The sequence below is a fragment of the Halomonas sp. 3H genome (genome assembly GCF_024206005.1).
GTDB classification, from domain to species: Bacteria; Pseudomonadota; Gammaproteobacteria; order Pseudomonadales; family Halomonadaceae; genus Halomonas; species Halomonas campaniensis.
The window spans coordinates 198088-222164 of the sequence record NZ_CP100360.1 but is presented as its reverse complement, the minus strand read 5'-3'; the positions used below and the strand labels follow the sequence as shown (position 1 = coordinate 222164).

Sequence of the window (24077 nt, the reverse complement as noted above, 5' to 3'; positions counted from 1 at the left end):
TGGCGGGAAAGCCGTCATTCTAGCGGATGGGAGCAGCCCCCGGAAACGTCACCGACCAAAGTCACTAGCCTGCAAATCACCCGCCGCCGGCTCGGCCCCACTAAGGCACCCTCCCCGGGAGGCTCGCCTCTCAGGGTGACAGGAAACAAAGCAGGGTCCAGTGCCGACGGCGACGCCCGCAACGCAAAAAGCCCCGTGCTCTTTCGAACACGGGGCTTTTCATAATAGGTGCCTGACGATGATCGCGCCGGGCTCCGGGGGCCGGCACCCCGGGACTCTCCATGGGGAGACCCCCACAACGACGAAACCCCGACCAATGGCCGGGGTTTCTGAAAAGGTGCCTGACGATGACCTACTCTCACATGGGGAAACCCCACACTACCATCGGCGCTAAGCGGTTTCACTGCTGAGTTCGGCATGGGATCAGGTGGTTCACGCTTGCTATGGTCGTCAGGCGAAAAACGGAATCATGCTGGCAACGCGACACGTCTCTGCGTATCCGGCCCCTGTCGGTCGTCATCTCAGACCGCTTGGGTGTTATATGGTCAAGCCTCACGGGCCATTAGTATCGGTTAGCTCAACGCCTTGCAGCGCTTCCACACCCGACCTATCAACCAGCTGGTCTCGCTGGGCCCTTCAGGAGGCTCAAGGCCTCAGGGAAGTCTCATCTTGAAGGGGGCTTCCCGCTTAGATGCCTTCAGCGGTTATCCCGTCCGCACATAGCTACCCGGCAATGCCACTGGCGTGACAACCGGAACACCAGAGGTGCGTCCACTCCGGTCCTCTCGTACTAGGAGCAGCTCTTCTCAAACTTCCAACGCCCACGGCAGATAGGGACCGAACTGTCTCACGACGTTCTAAACCCAGCTCGCGTACCACTTTAAATGGCGAACAGCCATACCCTTGGGACCGACTTCAGCCCCAGGATGTGATGAGCCGACATCGAGGTGCCAAACACCGCCGTCGATGTGAACTCTTGGGCGGTATCAGCCTGTTATCCCCGGAGTACCTTTTATCCGTTGAGCGATGGCCCTTCCATACAGAACCACCGGATCACTAGAACCTACTTTCGTACCTGCTCGACGTGTCTGTCTCGCAGTCAAGCACCCTTATGCTCTTGCACTCAATGCACGATTTCCAACCGTGCTGAGGGTACCTTCGTGCTCCTCCGTTACGCTTTGGGAGGAGACCGCCCCAGTCAAACTACCCACCACACACGGTCCTCGATCCGGATCACGGACCTGAGTTAGAACGCCAATGATGCCAGGCTGGTATTTCAAGGTTGGCTCCACCCGAACTGGCGTCCGGGTTTCAAAGCCTCCCAGCTATCCTACACAAGCAACATCAGCGTCCAGTGTGAAGCTGTAGTAAAGGTTCACGGGGTCTTTCCGTCTAGCCGCGGGTACACAGCATCTTCACTGCGATTTCAATTTCACTGAGTCTCGGGTGGAGACAGCGTGGCCATCATTACGCCATTCGTGCAGGTCGGAACTTACCCGACAAGGAATTTCGCTACCTTAGGACCGTTATAGTTACGGCCGCCGTTTACCGGGGCTTCGATCAGGAGCTTCGCTTGCGCTAACACCATCAATTAACCTTCCGGCACCGGGCAGGCGTCACACCCTATACGTCCGCTTGCGCGTTTGCAGAGTGCTGTGTTTTTAATAAACAGTTGCAGCCACCTGGTATCTTCGACCGGTTCATGCTCCGGGCGCGAGGCCCTTCACACTACGCCGGCGTGCCTTCTCCCGAAGTTACGGCACCATTTTGCCTAGTTCCTTCACCCGAGTTCTCTCAAGCGCCTGGGTATTCTCTACCTGACCACCTGTGTCGGTTTGGGGTACGGTCCCACTGTATCTGAAGCTTAGAGGCTTTTCCTGGAAGCGTGGCATCAATGACTTCCGGACCGTGGTCCGTTCGTCTCGTCTCTCGGCCTTGGGGCACCGGATTTGCCTGATCCCCCAGCCTACTGACTTTCACCAGGACAACCAACGCCTGGCTCACCTAGCCTTCTTCGTCCCCCCATCGCAATACAGTGAGGTACGGGAATATTGACCCGTTTCCCATCGACTACGCCTTTCGGCCTCGCCTTAGGGGCCGACTCACTCTGCTCCGATTAGCGTCGAACAGAAACCCTTGGTCTTCCGGCGGGGGAGTTTTTCACTCCCCTTGTCGTTACTCATGTCAGCATTCGCACTCGTGATACCTCCAGCAAGCCTCTCGACTCACCTTCATCGGCTTACACGACGCTCCTCTACCGCTTGCCTGCATCCTTAAGCCTACTCATCTTGATCCGCACACCCGACTCAACGTTCGGGGAGCGCTTGAACGTCGCTTCGCGACGTTAATCGAATAGCCTTAAGTGATGCAGGCAAGCCCGTAGCTTCGGTACCTGGTTTGAGCCCCGTTACATCTTCCGCGCAGGCCGACTCGACTAGTGAGCTATTACGCTTTCTTTAAAGGATGGCTGCTTCTAAGCCAACCTCCTAGCTGTCTGAGCCTTCCCACATCGTTTCCCACTTAACCAGGATTTCGGGACCTTAGCTGACGGTCTGGGTTGTTTCCCTTTTCACGACGGACGTTAGCACCCGCCGTGTGTCTCCCACGCTCGCACTCACCGGTATTCGGAGTTTGCCTCGGGTTGGTAAGTCGGGATGACCCCCTAGCCGAAACAGTGCTCTACCCCCGGCGGTGATACGTGAGGCGCTACCTAAATAGCTTTCGAGGAGAACCAGCTATCTCCGGGCTTGATTAGCCTTTCACTCCGATCCACAAGTCATCCAAATCTTTTTCAACAGATCCTGGTTCGGTCCTCCAGTTGATGTTACTCAACCTTCAACCTGCTCATGGATAGATCGCCCGGTTTCGGGTCTATTCCCAGCGACTGGTCGCCCAGTTAAGACTCGGTTTCCCTACGCCTCCCCTATACGGTTAAGCTCGCCACTGAAAATAAGTCGCTGACCCATTATACAAAAGGTACGCGGTCACAGAACACGTCTGCTCCCACTGCTTGTACGCACACGGTTTCAGGATCTATTTCACTCCCCTCTCCGGGGTTCTTTTCGCCTTTCCCTCACGGTACTGGTTCACTATCGGTCAGCCAGGAGTATTTAGCCTTGGAGGATGGTCCCCCCGTCTTCAGTCAAGGTTTCACGTGCCCCGACCTACTCGATTTCACATGATCAGATTTTCGACTACGGGGCTATCACCCGCTATGGCCACGCTTCCCAGCGTGTTCGCCTAATCAGTCTCATGCTTAAGGGCTGGTCCCCGTTCGCTCGCCGCTACTGGGGGAATCTCGGTTGATTTCTTTTCCTCAGGGTACTTAGATGTTTCAGTTCCCCTGGTTCGCCTCCCAACACCTATGGATTCAGTGTGGGATACCCTGCTTGTGCAGGGTGGGTTTCCCCATTCAGAAATGCCCGGGTCACAGGTCGTTTGCCACCTCGCCGAGCCTTATCGCAGGCTTCCACGTCTTTCATCGCCTCTGGCTGCCTAGGCATCCACCGTGTGCGCTTCATCGCTTGACCATATAACCCCAAGGGGTCTGGTCCGCGATGACGATTCGACAATTGCCGGATACGCTTGAGACGTATCTCGTGTCCTTTCCTTGCGGAAAGAACGTTTGTCAGCATGATTCACATTGTTAAAGAGCAGACTGTCAATCGACAGTCATAAACCGGTCATTGCATGGTGCAAGGAGGGCTTATGACTGCGGATCCGATCAGGTAACGACTGTGTGGGCGGGGGGCAGACTCTCATGCAAGAGAGATGGTGGAGCCAAGCGGGATCGAAGTCGAACGCGACCCCGGCGCGACCTCCTGGTGCAGGCAGTCGCTCTCCCAGCTGAGCCATGGCCAAGTTCCTGATGAGGAAATTGGTGGAGCCTAGCGGGATCGAACCGCTGACCTCCTGCGTGCAAGGCAGGCGCTCTCCCAGCTGAGCTAAGGCCCCGCTAAATGGTGGGTCTGGGCAGATTTGAACTGCCGACCTCACCCTTATCAGGGGTGCGCTCTAACCAACTGAGCTACAGACCCGGCTTCCAACCACTGGGTCCGCGACCCAAACAGTCTTTTGCTCTGGTCGATCAGGTAATTCATTGTGAGCACTTGCCGCGTGCCGGTGACGTCGTCGTTAAGGAGGTGATCCAGCCGCAGGTTCCCCTACGGCTACCTTGTTACGACTTCACCCCAGTCATGAACCACACCGTGGTGATCGCCCTCCGAAGTTAGGCTAACCACTTCTGGTGCAGTCCACTCCCATGGTGTGACGGGCGGTGTGTACAAGGCCCGGGAACGTATTCACCGTGACATTCTGATTCACGATTACTAGCGATTCCGACTTCACGGAGTCGAGTTGCAGACTCCGATCCGGACTGAGATCAGCTTTCTGGGATTAGCTCCACGTCGCCGCTTTGCAACCCTTTGTACCGACCATTGTAGCACGTGTGTAGCCCTACCCGTAAGGGCCATGATGACTTGACGTCGTCCCCACCTTCCTCCGGTTTGTCACCGGCAGTCTCCCTAGAGTTCCCGACCGAATCGCTGGCAAATAGGGACAAGGGTTGCGCTCGTTACGGGACTTAACCCAACATTTCACAACACGAGCTGACGACAGCCATGCAGCACCTGTCTGTGCGTTCCCGAAGGCACCAAGGTATCTCTACCAAGTTCGCACGATGTCAAGGGTAGGTAAGGTTCTTCGCGTTGCATCGAATTAAACCACATGCTCCACCGCTTGTGCGGGCCCCCGTCAATTCATTTGAGTTTTAACCTTGCGGCCGTACTCCCCAGGCGGTCGACTTATCGCGTTAACTGCGCCACTAAGAACTCGAGGCTCCCAACGGCTAGTCGACATCGTTTACGGCGTGGACTACCAGGGTATCTAATCCTGTTTGCTACCCACGCTTTCGCACCTCAGTGTCAGTGTCAGTCCAGAAGGCCGCCTTCGCCACTGGTATTCCTCCCGATCTCTACGCATTTCACCGCTACACCGGGAATTCTACCTTCCTCTCCTGCACTCTAGCCTGACAGTTCCGGATGCCGTTCCCAGGTTGAGCCCGGGGCTTTCACAACCGGCTTATCAAGCCACCTACGCGCGCTTTACGCCCAGTAATTCCGATTAACGCTCGCACCCTCCGTATTACCGCGGCTGCTGGCACGGAGTTAGCCGGTGCTTCTTCTGTGGGTGATGTCCTTCCTCGAGGGTATTAGCCCCAAGGCTTTCTTCCCCACTGAAAGTGCTTTACAACCCGAGGGCCTTCTTCACACACGCGGCATGGCTGGATCAGGCTTTCGCCCATTGTCCAATATTCCCCACTGCTGCCTCCCGTAGGAGTTCGGGCCGTGTCTCAGTCCCGATGTGGCTGATCATCCTCTCAGACCAGCTACGGATCGTCGCCTTGGTGAGCCATTACCTCACCAACCAGCTAATCCGACATAGGCTCATCCGATAGCGCAAGGTCCGAAGAGCCCCTGCTTTCTCCCGTAGGACGTATGCGGTATTAGCCTGGGTTTCCCCAGGTTATCCCCCACTATCGGGCAGATTCCTATGCATTACTCACCCGTCCGCCGCTCGACGCCTGGGAGCAAGCTCCCTTCGTTTCCGCTCGACTTGCATGTGTTAGGCCTGCCGCCAGCGTTCAATCTGAGCCATGATCAAACTCTTCAGTTTAAGATCATATAGTCCTTACCCTTCAAGGAAGGAAGCGGACCAAACTTGGCTCAAGGTTCAAACGTTCTCAAAAAGATCCGTGGATCTTTGACGAGTCGCTTGCCTTGATGTTTCAGTGACTGGTCACCGACACATCGACAAGCGCCCACATGAATTACCTGATCGATTGTTAAAGAGCGGCTCGCTTGCTGTCGTGACGTGAGCCGTGGCTCCCGTCTCGCCAGCGCCCTGCGAGGAAGGGGTATTTTACCGATTCGCTTCGGCGTGTCAAGCAGTGGTTGGCGAAGCGAACTTGCCGTGGCTGCTGACCGCCCCACCCCATCGAGGGGGCGGCGAATCTTGTGGGGCGCATTCTACCGAATCCGCGGTGACTGTCAAGCGAGGTGTTTTCGAAAACCCCAAGCAGAACAACCACTTTCCCCACTTTTACCGCCTGCAACGTTGCCCGTCGCCGGCAGCGGATGCGTACTTTACGGACTTCCCCGGGACCCCGCAAGCCCTTCCGGTAAAAAAATGTCAGGGCGGTGGCAGAACGGGGAAACCGTTGCGCCAGCGTGCCGCCCCGGGCTATCCACAGCGCCCTGGCGCCCGAAGGCTGTGGATAAACAGATGGGTGGGTGAGAGTGGCCTTCGGATAGGGCGAGTGGAGTCCCGAAACGACTGCGCCCGCACTTAGGCGGGCGCAGCGTCCACTGGCCTGGGCCAGAAGGGTCATGTCCGACTACTTGAGCGTCACTCGGGCATAGCGCTTCTTGCCGGCCTGGATGACGTAGCTGTTGCCGGTGGCCAGCAGGTGGTCGCGCTCGACCACCTCGCCGTCCACCTTGACCCGGCCATTGCCGAGCATATCCTTGGCCTGGGCGCTGTTACTGGTCAGCCCCGAGCGGTTGAGCACCGCTGCGATGGGGGCCTGGTCGCTGCCCTCGAAGTCCACCTCCACCTCGGGCAGGTCCTCGGGCAGCTCGCCCTCGGCCAGCTGGTTGCCGGCGGAGCGATGGGCGTTGGCGGCCGCCTCTTCCCCGTGGTAGCGGGCGATCAGCTCGCGGGCCAGTACCATCTTGGTATCGCGGGGGTTGGCACCCGCCTCGACATCGCGCTTGAGCGCTTCGATCTCCTCGTTGGGCTTGAGGGAAAGCAGCTCGAAGTAGCGCCACATCAGGCTGTCGGGCATCGACACCAGCTTGTTGAACATGGCACCCGGCGCCTCATCGACGCCCACGTAATTGCCCAGCGACTTGGACATCTTCTGCACGCCGTCGAGGCCTTCCAGCAGCGGCATGGTGATCACCACCTGCGGCTCCATGCGGAAGTGCTTCTGGATCTCGCGCCCCATCAGCAGGTTGAACTTCTGGTCGGTGCCGCCCAGCTCGACGTCGGCCTCGAGCGCCACGGAGTCGTAGCCCTGCACCAGCGGGTAGAGGAACTCGTGGATGGAGATGGGCTGACCCGACCGGTAGCGCTTGTCGAAGTCGTCGCGCTCGAGCATGCGGGCCACGGTGCTCTGGCCGGCCAGCTCGATCATGTCGGCGGCGCTCATCGCGGAGAACCACTCGGCATTGAAGCGCACCTCGGTCTTCTCGGGGTCGAGGATCTTGAAGACCTGCTCCTTGTAGGTCTGGGCGTTGGCGCGGACCTCCTCCTCGGTGAGCGGCTTGCGAGTGACATTCTTGCCGGTGGGATCACCGATGCGGCCAGTGAAGTCCCCGATCAGGAAGATCACCTCGTGGCCGAGGTCCTGGAACTGGCGCATCTTGGTCAGCAGCACGCTGTGACCCAGGTGCAGGTCCGGCGCCGTGGGGTCGAAGCCCGCCTTGATCCGCAGCTTGCGCCCGGACTCGAGCTTCTTCACCAGCTCCTCCTCAAGCAGGATCTCCTGGGTGCCTCGCTTCAGCAGCGCCAGCGCGCTCGCCACATCGCTCATCGTCTCCTACTCCACAGAATTAGGGGGGGCGGGACCCGTGATGGGCCCAACGAATGGGGCAGGATGGTAGCATGACTCGACGGCGCGCGGTGACGCCGCATCACCCGGGAGGACCCATGCCCCTGTTCATCGGCCTGATGTCCGGCACCAGCCTGGACGGCATCGACGCGGCCCTGGTGGAAATCGCCAGCCCCCCTGGCGCGGCCCCACCCCGGCTCCTGGCGACCCAGGCGGCGCCGATGCCCGAGGGACTGCGCCAACGGCTCTGGGCACTCTGCCATGCCGAGCGCGCCAGCTTTGCCGAGCTGGCCGCTGCCGAGGAGGCCTTCTGCTGCCTGCAGGCCGAGGTCGTGGCGGCCCTGCTCGCGGCCAGCGACACGCCGCAGGAGGCGGTCACGGCCATCGGCAGCCACGGCCAGACCATCGAGCATGCCCCCTGTGGCCACGGGGGCGGCCCCGCCTACACCCTGCAGCTGGACAACCCCAGCCGACTGGCCGAACTGACCGGCTGCCGAGTCGTGGCCGACTTCCGTCGCCGGGACCTGGCCGCCGGCGGCCAGGCCGCCCCCCTGGCGCCCGCCTTCCACGAGGCGCTGTTCCGTGCCGCCGGCGAGTGGCGCCTGGTGCTCAACCTGGGGGGCTTCGCCAACCTGACCCTGCTGCCTCCGGCGGAGGACCCGCGCGCCCCCCTGGGCTTCGATTCCGGGCCGGCCAACGCCCTGCTGGACGCCTGGCACGCCAGCCATCGCAGCGGCCGCTTCGATGCCGACGGCGCCTGGGCGGCCTCGGGGCGGGTCGACGCGGCGCTGCTGCAGCGGTTGCTCGCCGAGCCCTTCTTCCACCTGCCGCCGCCGCGCAGTACCGGGCGCGAGCTCTTCCATTTGGCGTGGCTGGAGGGGCAGCTGACGGGCGATGAGGCGCCCGAGGACGTGCAGGCCACCCTGGCCGAGCTGACGGCGGCCAGCGTGATGCTGGCGGTGGAGATGGCGAGGGAGCGGCTCGATGCCCCGCCGGTCACGGCGCTGATTCCCTGCGGGGGCGGGGCCCACAACACCGACCTGCTGCGCCGGCTGGCCGCGCGCCTGCCAGAGGCGCGCCTGGCGGAGAGCGACGCGTGGGGCTGGCCCGCCGACTGGCTGGAGGCAGGCGCCTTCGCCTGGCTGGCCTGGCGACGGCTGGCCGGACTGCCCGGCAACCTGCCGTCGGTGACCGGCGCCGCCGGGCCCCGCGTGCTGGGGGGCGTCTACGCCCCCTGAGCGTGCCGGCTCGGCCTAGAAGTCGTCGTCGCGGCGCAGCGAGAGGTGGCTGGCCGCCTCGCGGGCCTGGGTCATCCCCTCGCTGCCCTCGTCGCCGTACTTGATCATCATGCGCAGGTCATTGGCCGAGTCGGCATGCACCAGCGCCACCTCCTCGGTGATCTTGCCCGCCCTGAAGAGGTCGTACAGGGCCTGGTCGAAGGTCTGCATGCCCAGGTCCCGGGAGCGGGCCATCACGTTCTTGATCTCGTTGACCTCGCCCTTGCGCACCAGGTCGCCGATCAGCGGCGACTTGAGCATGATCTCGATGGCCGGGCAGCGCCCGCCGTCCACGGTGGGCAGCAGCTGCTGGGCGACGATTGCCCGGAGGTTGAGCGACAGGTCGAGCCAGATCTGCTCGTGCCGCTCATGGGGGAAGAAGTGGATGATGCGGTCCAGTGCCTGGTTGGCGTTGTTGGCGTGCAGGGTGGCCAGGCAGAGGTGACCGGTCTCGGCGAAGGTCAGCGCATGCTCCATGGTCTCCCGCGTCCGGATCTCGCCGATCAGGATCACGTCCGGGGCCTGGCGCAGGGTGTTCTTCAGCGCCACCTCGAAGGAGTCGGTGTCGATCCCCACCTCGCGCTGGTTGATGATCGCCTTCTTGTGCGGATGCACGTACTCGATGGGGTCCTCGACGCTGATGATATGCCCGCCCAGGGTCTCGTTGCGCTGCTGGATCATTGACGCCAGGGTGGTCGACTTGCCGGTACCGGTACCGCCCACGACGAACACCAGGCCGCGCTTGTTGTTGGCCAGCTCGCCCAGCACCGAGGGCAGCGACAGCTCCTCCAGGTGGGGGATCTCGAAGGCGATGCGGCGAATCACCATCGCCTTCTGGTTACGCTGCTGGAAGGCGCTCACACGGAAGCGCCCCTTGTCCTTGAGGCTCAGTGCGAAGTTGGCCTCGCGCTCCACCCGGAAGCGCTCCATCACCACGTCCGGAATCGACGCGCTGACCAGCTCGTCGACCTGGGCCACGGAGAGCCCCTGATCCCCCAGCGGGGTGAGCTTCCCGGCCATCTTCAAGGTCGGCGGCGCATTCACCGAGATCAGCAGATCCGAGGCTTCCTTCTGCACCATGATGTCCAGCAGCTGGTAAAGCCACTCTTTCGCCGTCATGTCCCTGCTCCTCTTGCCTGTTGTTCCCTGCCGCGCGGCCGCCCACGGTCAGCTCGCCAGCACGCCCTTCGCCTTGGCCTGCGCCTCGTCACGCGCCACCACGTTGTCGGCCACCAGCTTGGCCAGCGAAGCGTCCAGGGTCTGCATGCCCAGGTTGCCGCCGGTCTGGATGGCGGAATAGATCTGCGCGACCTTGTCCTCGCGGATCAGGTTGCGCACCGCCGCGGTGGCGATGAGGATCTCGTGGGCCGCCACGCGCCCGCCGCCCATGCGCTTGAGCAGCGTCTGGGAGATCACCGCCTGCAGCGACTCCGAGAGCATCGAGCGCACCATGGACTTTTCCTCGCCGGGGAAGACGTCGATGATCCGGTCGATGGTCTTGGCGGCGGAGGTGGTGTGCAGGGTGCCGAACACCAGGTGGCCGGTCTCGGCCGCGGTCAGCGCCAGCCGGATGGTTTCCAGGTCGCGCAGCTCGCCGACCAGGATCACGTCCGGGTCCTCGCGCAGGGCACTGCGCAGCGCCGGGGCGAAGCCGTGGGTATCGCGATGCACCTCGCGCTGGTTGATCAGGCAGCGCTTGCTGCGGTGGACGAATTCCACCGGATCCTCGATGGTCAGGATGTGCTCGTAGCGGTTGTCGTTGATGTAGTCGATCATCGCCGCCAGCGTGGTGCTCTTGCCCGAGCCGGTGGGGCCGGTGACCAGCACCAGCCCGCGCGGCAGCATCGAGAGCTGGCGGAAGACGGTGCCGAGGCCCAGGTCCTCCAGGGTCAGCACCTCGGAGGGAATGGTACGGAACACCGCCCCGGCACCGCGCGCCTGGTTGAACACGTTGACACGGAAGCGCGACACCCCGGGCACCTCGAAGGAGAAGTCGGTCTCGAAGAACTCCTCGTAGTCGCGGCGCTGCCGATCGGCCATGATGTCGTAGATCAGCTTGCGAACCTCGCGGTCCTCCATGGCCGGCACGTTGAGCCGGCGGATATCGCCGTCCACGCGAATCATCGGCGGCAGGCCCGCCGAGAGATGGAGGTCGGAGGCGTTCTGCTTTGCCGAGAACGCCAGCAGTTCGGTAATATCCATGCGTTTTCCCTGCTCCCGAATTGGTGCCCTTCAGTGATGATTAGTATGACAGACCTTGCGACATGAAGGCCCTGATACTTTCCGAGTCCCTCGCCGCGGCTCGCGCCCGCCTGGCCGCGGCCCTGGCCGATGCCGGGCGCCCCGCCTCGGCGGCCCGGCTGCTGGCCGTCAGCAAGACCAAGCCGTCGGCGATGATCCGCGAGGCCTGGCACCTCGGCCAGCGCGACTTCGGCGAGAACTACGTCCAGGAGGCCCTGGACAAGCAGGCCGAGCTGGCCGACCTCGACGGGATCGTGTGGCATTTCATCGGCCCGCTGCAGTCGAACAAGACCCGCGACGTGGCCGAGCACTTCGCCTGGGTACATAGCGTAGACCGCGAGAAGATCGCCCGGCGTCTGAACGATCAACGCCCCGAAGGACTGCCACCGCTGGAGGTCTGCCTGCAGGTCAACATCAGCGATGAGACCTCCAAGTCAGGCGTGAGCCTGGCGGAGCTGCCGGCGCTGGCGGAGGCCGTGCTGGCGATGCCCCACCTCCGCCTGCGCGGGCTGATGGCGATCCCCGCGCCGGCCGAGGGTCGGGACGCCCAGCGCGAGCCCTTCGCCCGCCTTCGCGAGGCCCTCGAGGCGCTCCGGGAGCGGTTCCCCGAGGCGCCGCTCGACACCCTCTCGATGGGCATGACCGCGGACCTGGAGGCCGCCGTGCTCGAGGGCGCCACCCTGGTCCGCCTGGGCACCGCGATCTTCGGGGAGCGCACCGCACGAGCGTGACCACTACCGGAAGCCGGTGAACCCCACCGGCCTCATTCGTCGACCGACACAGGACAGATTCCATGGCCACCAGAGTCACCTTCATCGGCGCGGGCAACATGGCCGGCGCCATCATCGGGGGCATGATCGACAACGGCTTCTCTCCCTCCGCCATCACCGCCACCTCGCCCAGCGACGCCTTCCTGGCGCCGATCCACGAGCGCTACGGCATCCACACCAACACCGACAACGCCGCGGCGGTCAGCCAGGCCGATGTGGTGGTGCTGGCGGTGAAGCCCCAGGTGATGCGCGAGGTGTGCGAGGGGATGGCCAGCGTGATCCAGCGACGCCGGCCGCTGATCATCTCGGTGGCCGCCGGCCTGCCGGCCGAGACCCTTTCCCGCTGGCTGGGCGGCGACCTGCCGGTGGTGCGCTGCATGCCCAACACCCCCTCGCTGGTGGGCGCCGGCGCCTCCGGGCTCTTCGCCAACGCCCGGGTCAGCGACGAGCAGCGCCGGCTCGCCACCGAGCTGATGGAGGCCGTGGGCCTGGTGGAGTGGGTCGACGACGAGGCCCTGCTGGAGGCGGTGACCGCGGTCTCCGGCAGCGCCCCGGCCTACTTCTTCCTGATGTTCGAGGCCATGGAGGAGGCCGGCGTGAAGCTGGGCCTGCCCGCCGAGACCGCCCGCCGGCTGGCCATGCAGACCGCCTTCGGGGCCGCCAAGATGGCCATGGCCAGCGACAAGCCCCCCGCCGAGCTCAAGCGCAACGTGATGTCGCCCGGCGGCACCACCGAGCGGGCCATCGAGCATCTGGAGAAGGCGGGCCTGCGTCGCACCATGGCCGAGGCCATGGACGCCTGCGCCGCCCGTGCCCGCGAGATGGCCGACGAGCTCGGCAAGTGATGGCACCGCCGATGCACGCGGCATGAAGACTCTCTCTATCCAGCCCTGAGGAGGAGCCCTATGGGCAGCCAACTGGGAAGTGCCGGCCTGCTGCTGGTCAACACCCTGATCAATATCTACCTGTTCCTGCTGATGCTGCGCTTCCTGCTGCAGGCATCCCGGGCGGACTACTACAACCCGATCAGCCAGTCGGTGGTGAAGGTCACCCAGCCGGTCGTGCGCCCCTTCCAGGGCTTTCTGGGCCCGGTGATGGGCCGCTTCGACCTGGCCACCCTGGCCGCCGGCTTCGTGATCAAGGCGGTCAGCATCGTGGTGATCCTGCAGATCGCCGGCTTCGGCATGGCCCCCATCGCCGGCGTAGCCATCGGCGCGGTGGCGGCACTGGCCAACGCCATCCTCAAGATCTACTTCTTCGCCCTGATCGCGATGATCATCCTCAGCTGGGTCGCTCCCAACGCCAGCCATCCGGGGGCACTGCTGGTGATGCAGCTGGTGGAGCCGATCATGGCGCCGCTGCGCAAGGTGATCCCGCCGCTGGGCATGATCGACCTGTCGCCCATCGTGGCGTTCATCGCCATCAGCCTCATCGATGGTATCGTGGTGGGCTCGCTGACCCGCGCCGCCGGCATCGCCGGTGCCCTGGTCGGCCTGTGACCCGAACACGATCCTCACGCAACGACTGGACACGGAACGACCGATGCCCGAGCTCCCGCGCGACTCGGTCGGCGTGGTGACGCCCCAGACGGCGCACTTCGACGACCCCCTGGACCTGGCCTGCGGCAGGACGCTGCAGGCCTACGACCTCGTCTACGAGACCTACGGCACGCTCAATGCCGAGCGCTCCAACGCCGTGCTGATCTGTCACGCCCTGTCCGGGCATCACCACGCCGCCGGCTACCACGATGCCGACGAGCGCAAGCCGGGCTGGTGGGATGCCCACATCGGTCCCGGCAAGTCCATCGACACCGACCGCTTCTTCGTGGTCTCGCTGAACAACCTGGGCGGTTGCCACGGCAGCACCGGGCCGATCAGCCGCAACCCGGAGACCGGTCGCCAGTGGGGGCCGGACTTCCCCATGATGACGGTGGGCGACTGGGTGCACAGCCAGGCCCGCCTGGCCGACCGGCTGGGGATCGAGCGCTTCGCCGCGGTGATCGGTGGCAGCCTGGGGGGCATGCAGGTGCTGCAGTGGGCGCTGGCCTATCCCGAGCGCATCGCCAACGCGGCGGTGATCGCGGCCACGCCCAAGCTGTCGGCCCAGAACATCGCCTTCAACGAGGTGGCGCGCCAGGCGATCCGCTCCGACCCCGACTTCCATGACGGCTGGTACGCCGAGCACGGCAAGGTGCCGCGCCGCGGCCTCAAGCTGGCGCGCATGGTGGGGCACATCACCTACCTCTCCGAAGACGCCATGGGCCACAAGTTCGGCCGCGACCTGCGCAGCGACGACTTCAACTTCGGCTATGACGTGGAGTTCCAGGTGGAGTCCTACCTGCGCTACCAGGGCGACACCTTCTCCAACTCCTTCGACGCCAACACCTACCTGCTGATGACCAAGGCGCTGGACTACTTCGACCCCGCCGCGGTCCACGGCGGCGACCTGGCCCGCGCCCTGGCCCCGGCCGAGTGCCCCTTCCTGGTGGTCAGCTTCACCACCGACTGGCGCTTCCCGCCGTCGCGCTCCCGGGAGCTGGTGGATGCCCTGATGCGGGCCGGCAAGTCGGTCAGCTACGCCAACATCGACTCGACCCACGGCCACGACGCCTTCCTGATGCCCGAGCCCCGCTACCAGGCGGTATTCGCCGCCTTCATGTCCCGCATCGCCCGGGACCTCGGCCTGGAGGACCGCCCATGAAGCGCGCCGACCTCACGCTGATCCACGACTGGATCCCCGAGGGGGCCCATATCCTCGACCTGGCCTGCGGCGACGGCACCCTGCTGGCCGCCCTGGCCCGGGACAAGAACGTCAGCGGCTACGGCCTGGAGATCGACCCGGACGGCATCACCGCCTGCATCGCCCGCGGCGTCAACGTCATCGAGCAGAACCTCGACGAGGGGCTGGCCAACTTCGACGACGATGCCTGCGACCTGGTGGTGATGACCCAGGCCCTGCAGGCGCTGCGCCGCCCCGACCGCATGCTCGACGAGATGCTGCGTGTCGCCGGCGAGGCGATCATCACCTTCCCCAACTTCGCCTACTGGCGCCACCGGGTCCACCTGGGCATCCGCGGCTACATGCCGGTCTCCAAGTCGCTGCCCCATGCCTGGTACGACACCCCCAACATCCACCTGTCGACCTTCAACGACTTTGAACAACTCTGCCGCGACAAGGGTCTGATCATCGTCGACCGGGAGGTGGGCATCGGCGACCACGAGGGACACTGGACCTCGCGGCTGTGGCCCAACCTGTTCGGCGAGATCGCCATCTTCCGGGTCAGCCGCGGCTGACCCGGATTCCCGCAGCGAGAGGGTTCACGATGACTCGACGACTCCTGTACGGCCTGTTCCTGGGCGGACTGGCGCTGCTGGCCGGCCCCCTGGCCGCCCAGCAGTTCGAACGCCACGACGGCTACCAGATCCACTACAGCGCGGTGAACACCAGCTTCCTTCCCGAGGAGGTGGCTCGCGAGCACGGCATCCAGCGCAGCCAGGTGATGGCACTGCTCAACGTCAGCGTGCTGGAGGAACTCGAGGACGGCACCACCCGAGCGGTGCCGGCCAGCGTCAACGGCCGCGTCGGAGGGCTTTCCAGTACCAGCGAGAGCGTGCCGCTCAGCTTCCGCACCCTGCGCAGCGGCGACACCCCCTCCCAGGTGGCGGTCTTCCGCATCCACGAGGACGAGCCGATGCGCTTCGACCTGGAGGTCCGCCACGACCGCAACGCGGCGCCGGCCCAGGTCAGCTTCATCCAGCGCTTCTACATCGACCGCTGAGCCTTGAGCGGCCCCTCACGGCATGCAGGACCGCGCGAGGCACACCGGCAGCGCCGCCCCGAGGCGAATCGCCACCGGCTGGCCGGCACACCGCACGATCTCGCAGCGGTGCGCCAGCAGCTCCACCCCCGCCTCGGCCACCTCGCGCAGGGTCGCCGCATAGGCCGGGTCCAGGTGGGCCGCCGGGGCCACGTCCGGGATCCCCTCGTGGGCCACGCAGAACAGCAGCACCGCCCGCCGCCCGGTGGCCGCCAGCTCGGCCAGCACCTCGAGGTGCCGCCGGCCGCGCTCGCTCACCGCATCGGGAAAGTAGCCGTGCCCGTCGGCCTCCCGGAGGGTGACCTGCTTCACCTCGACGAAGGCCGTGGCGCGCCCGGGCTCTTCGAGGCGGAAATCCAGCCGGGACGCCTTTCCCGTTCCCGGCATCACCTTCGCCTCGCGCCTGAGGGTCGCGTAGCCGGCCAGGGTCGGCACCCGCTGCTCGCGCAGCGCCTCCTCGACGATGCGATTGGCCCGCCCGGTATGCACCGAGGCGGTCGCCAGGGCACCGTCGGGCTGGGGCAGCTCGATCAGCTCCCAGGTCCAGGCCAGCTTGCGCGCCGGGCTGTCACTGGGCGCGAGCCATACCCGGCAGCCGGGCACGTTCACCGCCCGCATGGAGCCGGTGTTGGGACAGTGGGCGACCACCTCGCGGCCGTCGTCGAGCCGCACGTCGGCGAGGAAGCGCTTGTAGCGCCGCAGCAGGGTGCCCGGCACCAGCTCGGGGTAGTCCATCCCGCCCCCTACTGCCGGGCCAGGAAGCGCTCGAGGCGGCTCACCGCCTCCTCGAGCCTGGCGATGCCGGTGGTGAAGGCGATCCGCACGTGGTGCTCGCCGCCCCGTAGGGCGAAGTCGATCCCCGGTGTGATCGCGACGCTCTCCTCCTCGAGCAGGCGCCGGCAGAAGGCCTGGCTGTCGTCGCTGTAACGGGAGATGTCGAGCCACAGGTAGAAGGCGCCCTGGGGCGGCAGCGAGGGCGCCAGCCCCAACCGTGCCAGTCCCGCCAGCAGGGCGTCACGGCGCCGGCCGAGCTCGACGCGCCGGGCCTCCAGGAGCTCCCGACACTCGGGCGTGAAGGCCGCCAGCGCCGCATGCTGGGCCGGGGTGGAGGCCGCCAGGAAGACGTTCTGGGCCAGGCGGGTCAGCGGCTCCACCGCCGCCTCCGGCGCCAGCAGCCAGCCCAGGCGCCAGCCGGTCATGCCGAAGTACTTGGAGAAGCTGTTGACCACGAAGGCGTCCGGGGTGATCGCCGCCACCGAGAGCGGCGCGAGGTCATAGCAGAGCCCCTGGTAGATCTCGTCCACCAGCAGGTGGCCGCCCCTGGCCGCCACCGTCTCGGCCACGGCCGCGAGCTGGCCCGCATCGAGCATATGGCCGGTGGGGTTCGAGGGGGTGGCCAGCATGGCCAGGCGGGTGGCCTCATGCCAGTTCGCCTCGACCAGCGCGGCATCCAGCTGCCAGCCGCTCGCCGGCCCCACCGGCACGGCGTCCACCTCGGCGCCGGCCAGGGCCATGAAGTGGCGATTGCAGGGGTAGTTGGGGTCGGCCATCAGCACCCGGTCGCCGGGGCCGGCCAGCAGCTGGCTGGCCAGCAGCAGGGCGCCGGAGGCCCCGGGGGTGACCAGGATGCGCCGCGGGTCGACCTCGGCGCCGAAGTGCGTCGCGTAGTGGCCGGCGATCGCCTCGCGCAGGGCCGGCAGCCCCGCCGCCGGCGTGTAGCGGGTATGGCCCGCGGCCAGCGCCTCTCGGCCGGCGGCCACCACCGGCTCGGGGGTGGGGAAGTCGGGCTCGCCCACCTCCAGGTGGATGACGTCATGGCCAGCCGCCTCGCGGGCCTGGGCGGTTTCCAGCAGGCTCATCACCCGGAAGGGGGCGATGCGCTCGATGCGCGAACTCCACGACATGCACGGTCTCCTGTCGGCAATCAGGGTTGACGCGACGGGAGACTCTCCGCCGTCGCGCGGTCAAAGGGGCACATTGTAGCGACTTTGGTGGTGATGACGCAGGCAGTCGGGCACGCAGAGTTGCAACGCGAGGCTTTTTCCGCTAAACAAGCATCCCTTTGGCGTGAGATACCTTGCACCGCGGCGGGTATTGATCAGCAGTCACTAAAGTAACGAGGCAGTCCCATGCCAGTAGCCGACAAGAAAGTGGAAGCGCCCAAGAAATTCACCCCCTACGAGCCGGCGGCGGGTGAAGAGTACATGAACGAGCAGCAGCTGGAGCACTTCCGACAGATCCTGCTGGGCTGGAAGCAGGAGCTCATGGAGGAAGTGGACCGCACCGTTCGTCACCTTCAGGAGGAAGCGAACAACTACGCCGATCCGGCCGACCGCGCCACCCAGGAGGAGGGCTTCAGCCTGGAGCTGCGCACCCGTGATCGCGAGCGCAAGCTGCTCAAGAAGATCAACGAGACCCTCGAGAAGATCGACGAGGATGACTACGGCTTCTGCGAGGCCTGCGGCGTCGAGATCGGGATCCGCCGCCTGGAGGCGCGACCCACCGCCACGCTGTGCGTCGACTGCAAGACGCTGGCCGAGCTCAAGGAAAAGCAGCTGGGCGGCTGAGTCGGCCATGCCGATGAGACCGCCAGCCATCCGCGACGGGCACCCCTGGGTGCCCGTTTGCGTGTCTGACGCCCGGCACAGGAGTCGCCCATGAGTGGCTACCGCGGCCGCTTCGCTCCCACCCCCTCGGGCCCGCTGCACTTCGGCTCCCTGGTCGCGGCGCTGGCCAGCTTCCTCGACGCTCGCCAGGCGGGCGGCGAGTGGCGGCTGCGCATCGAGGACATCGACCCGCCGCGCTGCCCGGCCGGGGCCGCCGCCGAGATCCAGCGCCAGCTCACGGCCTTCGGCCTGCACTGGGACGGCCCGGTGCTCTGGCAGCACGACCGCGACGACGCCTATGCGGCTGCCCTGGTGCGGCTGGTCGAGCAGGGACTGGCCTACCCATGCAGCTGCTCGCGCAAGCAGTGGCGCGACTACGCCGTCTACCCCGGCTGGTGCCGCAACGGGGTCCGCGAGCCTGGCAAGCCGGTGGCCTGGCGGCTGCGCAGCGACCTGGGCCTGCGCCCGGTGGTATGGCAGGACCGGCTGTTCGGCGAGCAGCGCTTCGACCCGCCCGAGCTGGGCGATGTGGTGCTCCGCCGCAAGGATGGCCTGTGGGCCTACCAGCTCGCCGTGGTGGTGGACGACGCCGACCAGGGCATCACCGACGTGGTGCGCGGCTTCGACCTGCTCGACAACACCCCCTGGCAGCGGCAGCTGCAGCACGCCCTGGGGTTCCCGGCGCCGCGCTACCTGCACCTGCCGCTGATCATCGGCGAGGGCGGGCAGAAGCTCTCCAAGCAGAACCTGGCCCCGCCGCTGCCGCTGGAGGATGCCCGGGTGCGACCGCTGCTCCACCGGGCGCTGGCGTCCCTCGACCAGGCCCCGCCCCGGGAGCTGGCCACGGCGCCGGTGGCCGAGCAGCTGGCGTGGGCCGTCGCCGCCTGGCGCCCGGAGCGCATCCGTCCCGATCCGCACCGTCCGGCCGAGCCGGACGGCCTCCCGACCCGCTGAGAGGCCCCATGTACGTCTACCGCATCATGCTCTTCCTGGTGCTCGGGGGTTACCTGCTCTCGCCGCTGATGATGAGCGGCTGGGCCAGCCCTGGCGTGGCCTGGTACCGGCCCTTCGTGCTGTGGGGCGTGCTGATCGCCCTGACCCTGTGGCTGGAGCAGAAGAGGAAGCTCGATGAACGCTAGCCTTAGGCCACGTCGCGTACCGGGTACCGGCTATCCCGGTCGTGCCGCGGGGCGTGCCGTTCGCCCTGACCCTGTGGCTGTTGCAGAAGGGGAAGCTCGATGAACGCCAGCCTGGCCGGCGTGTTCGCCCTGGGTACCGGCTTCCTGCTGGTGCTGTTCCTCTGCGCCCTGGCGGTGGAGCGCGGCTGGATTCCCACGCGCATCACCCGCCACCCGCTGGTCTACACCCTGGCGCTGGGGGTCTACGCCAGCGCCTGGGCAATCTACGGCAGCCTGGAGCTCGCCTCCACCTCGGGCTACGGCTACCTGGCCTACTACCTGGGGGTGGCCGGCGCCTTCCTGCTCGCCCCGGTGCTGCTGGTGCCCATCCAGCGCATGACCCGCACCTACCAGTTGGCCTCGCTATCCGACCTGTTCGCCTTCCGCTTCCGCTCGCGCTGGGTCGGCACCCTGATCACCCTGATCAGCCTGCTGGCGGTGCTGCCGCTGCTGGCCCTGCAGGTGCAGACCCTGGGCAACGCCATCTTCCTGATGACCGGTGCCGCCTCCCCGGCGCTGCTGGCGCTGGCCTTCTGCGCCATGATCGCGCTGTTCGCGATGCTCTTCGGTGCCCGCCAGGGGCGGAGGAACGACCGCCACGACAGCCTGCTGGCGGTGATCGCCCTCTCCTCGCTGGTCAAGCTGGTGGCGATGCTGGGGCTGGGCGCCATCGCGCTGTTCGGCATCTTCGACGGCCCCATGGCCCTCCAGGCCTGGCTGGACGGCCCCGGCCAGGTCCACCAGGCCAGCGTCATCCAGACGGACCCGGCCCACTGGCGCACCCTGCTGCTGCTGTTCTTCGCCGCCGCCCTGCTGATGCCGCACATCTTCCATATCACCTTCGCCGAGACCCTCTCCCGCCACACCCTGCTACAGGCCAGCTGGTCGCTGCCGCTGTTCCTGCTGCTGATGGCGATCCCGGTGCCGCTGATCCTGTGGGCCGGCCAGCACCTCGGCGCCCAGGAGGCGGTGGGCACGGCCTACCTGGCCTATGGCCTGTCGGACGCCCTGTGGGTCCAGTCGCTGGCCTTCATCGCCGGCCTCGCCGCCGCCAGCGCCACCATGGTGCTGATCGCCCTGGCCCTGTCAGGGATGATCCTCAACCATGTGCTGCTGGTCGCCCACCCGCCCGAGGCCCAGCCCGACCTCTACCGCTGGCTGCTGTGGCTGCGGCGCATGCTGATCGCCGCGGTGATCCTCGGCGGCTGGCTGTTCTACCGCATCGTCGGCGTCCACCACGACCTCACTACCCTGGGGCTGGCGGCCTTCGTCGGCATGTCCCAGTGCCTGCCGGGGCTGCTGGCGCTGCTCTACTGGCCGGGGGCCAACCGCAAGGGCATGGTCGCGGGGCTGGCCGTCGGCCTGCTGGTCTGGCTGCTGGGCCTGTGGGGACCGCTGCTCACCGAGCTGCCACCGCTGGTGATCATCCCGCCGGGGCTCGAGGGCCTCGCCGGCGAGCCCGACTGGTACGTGGTGACCCTGGTCTCGCTGGCCGCCAATGTGCTGGTCTTCATCCTGGTGTCGCTGGCCACCCGCACCTCCGAGGGCGAGCGCGCCGCGGCCGAGGCCTGTTCGGTGGATGCGGTGATCCGCCCCAAGCGCCTGCCCCTGGAGGCGGCCACCGGCGAGGACTTCAAGCGGCACCTGGCGCGGGCGCTCGGCGAGGAGGTCGCCATCCGCGAGGTCGACCGGGCCCTGGATGACCTGGGGCTCTCGCCGCTGGACGGCCGCCCCTATGCGCTGCGCCGGCTGCGCGACCGGCTCCAGGCCAACCTCTCCGGCCTGATGGGTCCCTCGGTGGCCCGGGACATCGTCGACCGCTACCTGCCCTACCGCCAGGGCGGTCCCGAGGCCACCGAGGACATCCACTTCGTGGAGAGCCGCCTGGAGGCCTATCGTTCGCGGCTCACCGGCCTGGCCCGGGAGCTCGACGGCCTGCGCCGCTACCACCGCCGCACCCTGACCCGCCTCCCGGTGGGCCTGTGCGCCTTCGGCGACGATGGCGAGCTGCTGATGTGGAACGACGCCCTGGCCGCGCTCACCGGCATCGACGGCGAGAGCGTGATCGGCGCCCGTCGCGACAGCCTGCCGGCCCCCTGGGGGGAGCTGCTCGGCCAGATCCTCGCCGAGCCCCGGGACCACCTCTACAAGCAGCCGGTGACCCTGGAGGGGGGGCTGCGCTACCTCAGCCTGCACAAGGCCGAGCTGGAGGGCGGCGACGACGAGCTGGGCGGCAAGGTGATCCTGATCGAGGACCACAGCGAGATGAAGTGGCTGGAGGATGAGCTGGTGCACGCCGCGCGGCTCGCCTCCATCGGCCAGCTGGCCGCCGGGGTGGCCCACGAGATCGGCAACCCCATCACCGGCATCTCCTCGCTGGCCCAGAACCTGCGCTACGACACCGAGGACCCCGAGGTGCTGGAGACCGCCGAGCAGATCCAGCAGCTGACCGACAGGGTCTCGCGGATCGTCGCCTCGCTGGTCGGCTTCGCCCACGGCGGGCGACACGTCACCGGCCACGCCTTCGGCCCGGTCTCCATGGCGGCCGTGACCGACGAGGCCCTTCACTTGATCCACCTCGCCCGCTCGGGAGAGGATGTGGCCTTCCTCAACCGCTGTCCCGACGAACCCCGCGTCGAGGGCGACGCCCAGCGGCTGCTGCAGGTGATGGTCAACCTGCTCGGCAACGCCCGGGACGCCAGCGAGCCGGGAGGGCGCGTGGTGATCGCGGGCGAGCCCCGGGACAGCGGGCTGCGGGTCACCGTCACCGACGAGGGGCACGGCATCGACCCGCGGGTGCGCGACCACCTCTTCGAGCCCTTCACCACCACCAAGCCGCCCGGCGAGGGAACGGGGCTGGGGCTGCCGCTGGTCTACAGCATCGTGGCCGAGCACCACGGCCAGATCGAGATCGACTCGCCGCCGCCCGGCCAGGCCCGCGGCACCCGCATCAGCCTCTGGCTGCCGCTGAACCCACAGGAGGGTGAGACACCCCGATGAGCAGGATCCTGATCGTTGAAGACGAAGCCATCATTCGCAGCGCCCTGCGCCGCCTGCTGGAGCGCCACGACCACCGGGTCAGCGAGGCCGGCTCGGTGGCCGAGGCAATGGAGCTGGACCCGCAGCGCTTCGACCTGGTGATCAGCGACCTGCGCCTGCCCGGCGAGCCGGGCACCGAACTGATCCCCCGCGCCGCCCCGGTCCCGGTGCTGATCATGACCAGCTACGCCAGCATGCGCTCGGCGGTAGACGCCCTGAAGCAGGGCGCGGTGGACTACGTGGCCAAGCCCTTCGACCACGACGAGCTGCTCGAGACCGTGGCCCGGGTACTGCACCTGCAGGCCTCGCGCCAGGCCGAACCGCCGGACATCACCGAACCGAGCGGCCAGGCCCAGCAGATGATCGGCAGCTGCCCGGCCATGCAACTGGTCTACACGCGCATCCGCAAGACGGCACCGGCCGACGTCACCGTGCTCATCCAGGGCGAGTCGGGCACCGGCAAGGAGCTGGTGGCCCGCGCCATCCACCAGCAGAGCAAGCGCTCGCGCGCACCGCTGATCTGCGTGAACTGCGCGGCGATCCCCGAGACGCTGATCGAGTCCGAGCTGTTCGGCCACGAGAAGGGCGCCTTCACCGGCGCCAGCGCGGCCCGTACCGGCCTGGTCGAGGCCGCCGACGGCGGCACCCTGTTCCTCGACGAGATCGGCGAGCTGCCGCTGGACGCCCAGGCGCGGCTGCTGCGCGTGCTGCAGGAGGGGGAGATCCGCAAGATCGGCTCGGTGGAAACCCGCCACGTCGACGTGCGCCTGATCGCCGCCACCCACCGCGACCTGCGCGCCCTGTCGAAGACCGGCGAGTTCCGCCTCGACCTCTACTACCGCCTCAACGTGATGCAGATCGACCTGCCGCCGCTGCGCGATCGGGACGAGGACGTGCTGACCATCGCCGATGTCCTGCTGGAGAAGGCCTGCCGGCGCCACGACCGCGAGGGGCTGCGGCTGTCTCGCGCGGCGCGGCGTGAGATCCGCGACTACCCCTGGCCGGGCAACGTTCGCGAGCTGGAGAACGCCCTGGAGCGCGGCGTGATCCTGGCCGAGGGCCACCTGATCCACCCGGACGACCTGGGGCTCTCCCCCGCCCCCCGCCCGGCGCCCGCCACCCCGGGCTCGCCGCACCCCTCGGCCGGCACCGCGGCCGACGACGGCGCCGAGGAGGACCTCTCCCTGGAGGACTACTTCCAGCATTTCGTGCTGGAGCACCAGGACCAGATGAGCGAGACCGAACTCGCCCAGAAGCTCGGTATCAGCCGCAAGTCCCTGTGGGAGCGCCGCCAGCGCCTCGGCATCCCGCGCAAGAAGAGCCCCCGCCGCCGGCCGGAGTGACCGCCCTCGCCGGGTCCATGCGACCATGGTGCAAGTCCCCCGCAACAGGGCCCGGTGCGCCCCGGGGCCATCCTCCGCCCCCCTTTCTGCACCATTTGTTACCGTCCCACACAGCCATCGCCCCACAACCGCGCCCGGACGGTAACACTCGACCCCCTCACCGCTGGGCGGCCCAGGCAGCATCTCTACAAGTC

Annotated in this window: 17 protein-coding genes, 2 tRNA genes and 3 rRNA genes; 12 read left to right on the top strand and 10 right to left on the bottom strand. The window is 66.5% G+C overall.

What is annotated here, in order from left to right; translation table 11 throughout:
- Positions 1–339: 339 nt before the first annotated feature.
- From rrf to tyrS, 6 genes are all read right to left on the bottom strand, one after another.
- Positions 340–455: ribosomal RNA gene (rrf, locus tag NFC98_RS01070) — 5S ribosomal RNA — on the bottom strand.
- Positions 456–541: 86 nt separating this feature from the next.
- A 23S ribosomal RNA gene (locus NFC98_RS01065) occupies positions 542–3530 on the bottom strand.
- A gap of 348 nt (positions 3531–3878) precedes the next feature.
- A tRNA-Ala gene (locus NFC98_RS01060) sits at positions 3879–3954 on the bottom strand.
- A gap of 6 nt (positions 3955–3960) precedes the next feature.
- Positions 3961–4037 (bottom strand) — tRNA-Ile (locus NFC98_RS01055).
- A gap of 98 nt (positions 4038–4135) precedes the next feature.
- Positions 4136–5673 (bottom strand): 16S ribosomal RNA (locus NFC98_RS01050).
- The 16S, 23S and 5S rRNA genes sit together here with 2 tRNA genes alongside, the layout of an rRNA operon.
- A gap of 721 nt (positions 5674–6394) precedes the next feature.
- Positions 6395–7594 (bottom strand): tyrosine--tRNA ligase, encoded by a 1200-nt coding sequence (gene tyrS, locus NFC98_RS01045; RefSeq protein ID WP_254276408.1) that lies wholly within the window; start codon positions 7592–7594, stop codon positions 6395–6397.
- A gap of 116 nt (positions 7595–7710) precedes the next feature.
- Between tyrS and NFC98_RS01040 the strand changes: the two genes are divergently transcribed.
- Positions 7711–8850, top strand: a complete 1140-nt coding sequence (locus NFC98_RS01040) for an anhydro-N-acetylmuramic acid kinase (protein WP_254276407.1) — start codon at positions 7711–7713, stop codon at positions 8848–8850.
- 15 nt (positions 8851–8865) lie between these two features.
- Here the strand turns inward: NFC98_RS01040 and NFC98_RS01035 are convergent, their stop codons facing one another.
- Positions 8866–10008 (bottom strand): PilT/PilU family type 4a pilus ATPase, encoded by a 1143-nt coding sequence (locus NFC98_RS01035; RefSeq protein WP_254276406.1) that lies wholly within the window; start codon positions 10006–10008, stop codon positions 8866–8868.
- 48 nt (positions 10009–10056) lie between these two features.
- Positions 10057–11091 carry a type IV pilus twitching motility protein PilT gene (locus tag NFC98_RS01030; protein ID WP_183330980.1) on the bottom strand — a complete coding sequence of 345 codons (1035 nt, stop codon included), beginning with the start codon at positions 11089–11091 and terminating at the stop codon, positions 10057–10059.
- 62 nt (positions 11092–11153) lie between these two features.
- Here NFC98_RS01030 and NFC98_RS01025 point away from each other — a divergent pair, with 62 nt between their 5' ends.
- The 6 genes from NFC98_RS01025 (at position 11154) to NFC98_RS01000 (ending at position 15678) form a co-directional block, all read left to right on the top strand.
- Positions 11154–11861, top strand: coding sequence for a YggS family pyridoxal phosphate-dependent enzyme (locus NFC98_RS01025; RefSeq protein ID WP_254276405.1), 708 nt, complete (start codon positions 11154–11156; stop codon positions 11859–11861).
- Between the two features lie 62 nt (positions 11862–11923).
- Positions 11924–12745, top strand: coding sequence for a pyrroline-5-carboxylate reductase (proC, locus tag NFC98_RS01020; protein WP_254276404.1), 822 nt, complete (start codon positions 11924–11926; stop codon positions 12743–12745).
- 60 nt (positions 12746–12805) lie between these two features.
- A complete protein-coding gene (locus tag NFC98_RS01015; protein WP_254276403.1) occupies positions 12806–13399 on the top strand; it encodes a YggT family protein in 594 nt (197 codons plus the stop codon).
- A 43-nt stretch (positions 13400–13442) separates the two neighbouring features.
- Positions 13443–14600, top strand: a complete 1158-nt coding sequence (locus NFC98_RS01010; RefSeq protein ID WP_254276402.1) for a homoserine O-acetyltransferase — start codon at positions 13443–13445, stop codon at positions 14598–14600.
- Positions 14597–15193, top strand: coding sequence for a methionine biosynthesis protein MetW (gene metW, locus NFC98_RS01005; protein WP_183330975.1), 597 nt, complete (start codon positions 14597–14599; stop codon positions 15191–15193). The genes NFC98_RS01010 and metW overlap by 4 nt, the downstream gene beginning before the upstream one ends.
- A 29-nt stretch (positions 15194–15222) precedes the next feature.
- A complete protein-coding gene (locus tag NFC98_RS01000) occupies positions 15223–15678 on the top strand; it encodes a DUF4426 domain-containing protein (RefSeq protein ID WP_254276401.1) in 456 nt (151 codons plus the stop codon).
- Between the two features lie 15 nt (positions 15679–15693).
- On the opposite strand, the gene sfsA is transcribed toward NFC98_RS01000, so the two are convergent.
- Together sfsA and NFC98_RS00990 are read right to left on the bottom strand one after the other, a co-directional pair.
- Entirely contained in the window at positions 15694–16452 is a 759-nt protein-coding gene (gene sfsA, locus NFC98_RS00995) for a DNA/RNA nuclease SfsA (RefSeq protein WP_254276400.1), read from the bottom strand.
- Positions 16453–16460: 8 nt separating this feature from the next.
- On the bottom strand, positions 16461–17621 hold the full coding sequence (locus tag NFC98_RS00990; protein WP_254276399.1) for a pyridoxal phosphate-dependent aminotransferase: 1161 nt from the start codon (positions 17619–17621) through the stop codon (positions 16461–16463).
- A 225-nt stretch (positions 17622–17846) separates the two neighbouring features.
- On the opposite strand from NFC98_RS00990, the gene dksA reads away from it, so the two are divergent.
- The 5 genes from dksA (at position 17847) to NFC98_RS00965 (ending at position 23883) form a co-directional block, all read left to right on the top strand.
- A complete protein-coding gene (gene dksA, locus NFC98_RS00985) occupies positions 17847–18284 on the top strand; it encodes an RNA polymerase-binding protein DksA (protein WP_183330971.1) in 438 nt (145 codons plus the stop codon).
- Between the two features lie 90 nt (positions 18285–18374).
- Entirely contained in the window at positions 18375–19277 is a 903-nt protein-coding gene (gene gluQRS, locus NFC98_RS00980) for a tRNA glutamyl-Q(34) synthetase GluQRS (protein WP_254276398.1), read from the top strand.
- Positions 19278–19285: 8 nt separating this feature from the next.
- Positions 19286–19462 carry a hypothetical protein gene (locus NFC98_RS00975; RefSeq protein WP_183330969.1) on the top strand — a complete coding sequence of 59 codons (177 nt, stop codon included), beginning with the start codon at positions 19286–19288 and terminating at the stop codon, positions 19460–19462.
- A gap of 99 nt (positions 19463–19561) precedes the next feature.
- The gene (locus NFC98_RS00970) at positions 19562–22501 is read left to right on the top strand and encodes an ATP-binding protein (RefSeq protein WP_254276397.1); all 2940 of its coding nucleotides are present in this window, start codon (positions 19562–19564) and stop codon (positions 22499–22501) included.
- On the top strand, positions 22498–23883 hold the full coding sequence (locus NFC98_RS00965; RefSeq protein ID WP_254276396.1) for a sigma-54 dependent transcriptional regulator: 1386 nt from the start codon (positions 22498–22500) through the stop codon (positions 23881–23883). The genes NFC98_RS00970 and NFC98_RS00965 overlap by 4 nt, the downstream gene beginning before the upstream one ends.
- Positions 23884–24077: the final 194 nt, after the last annotated feature.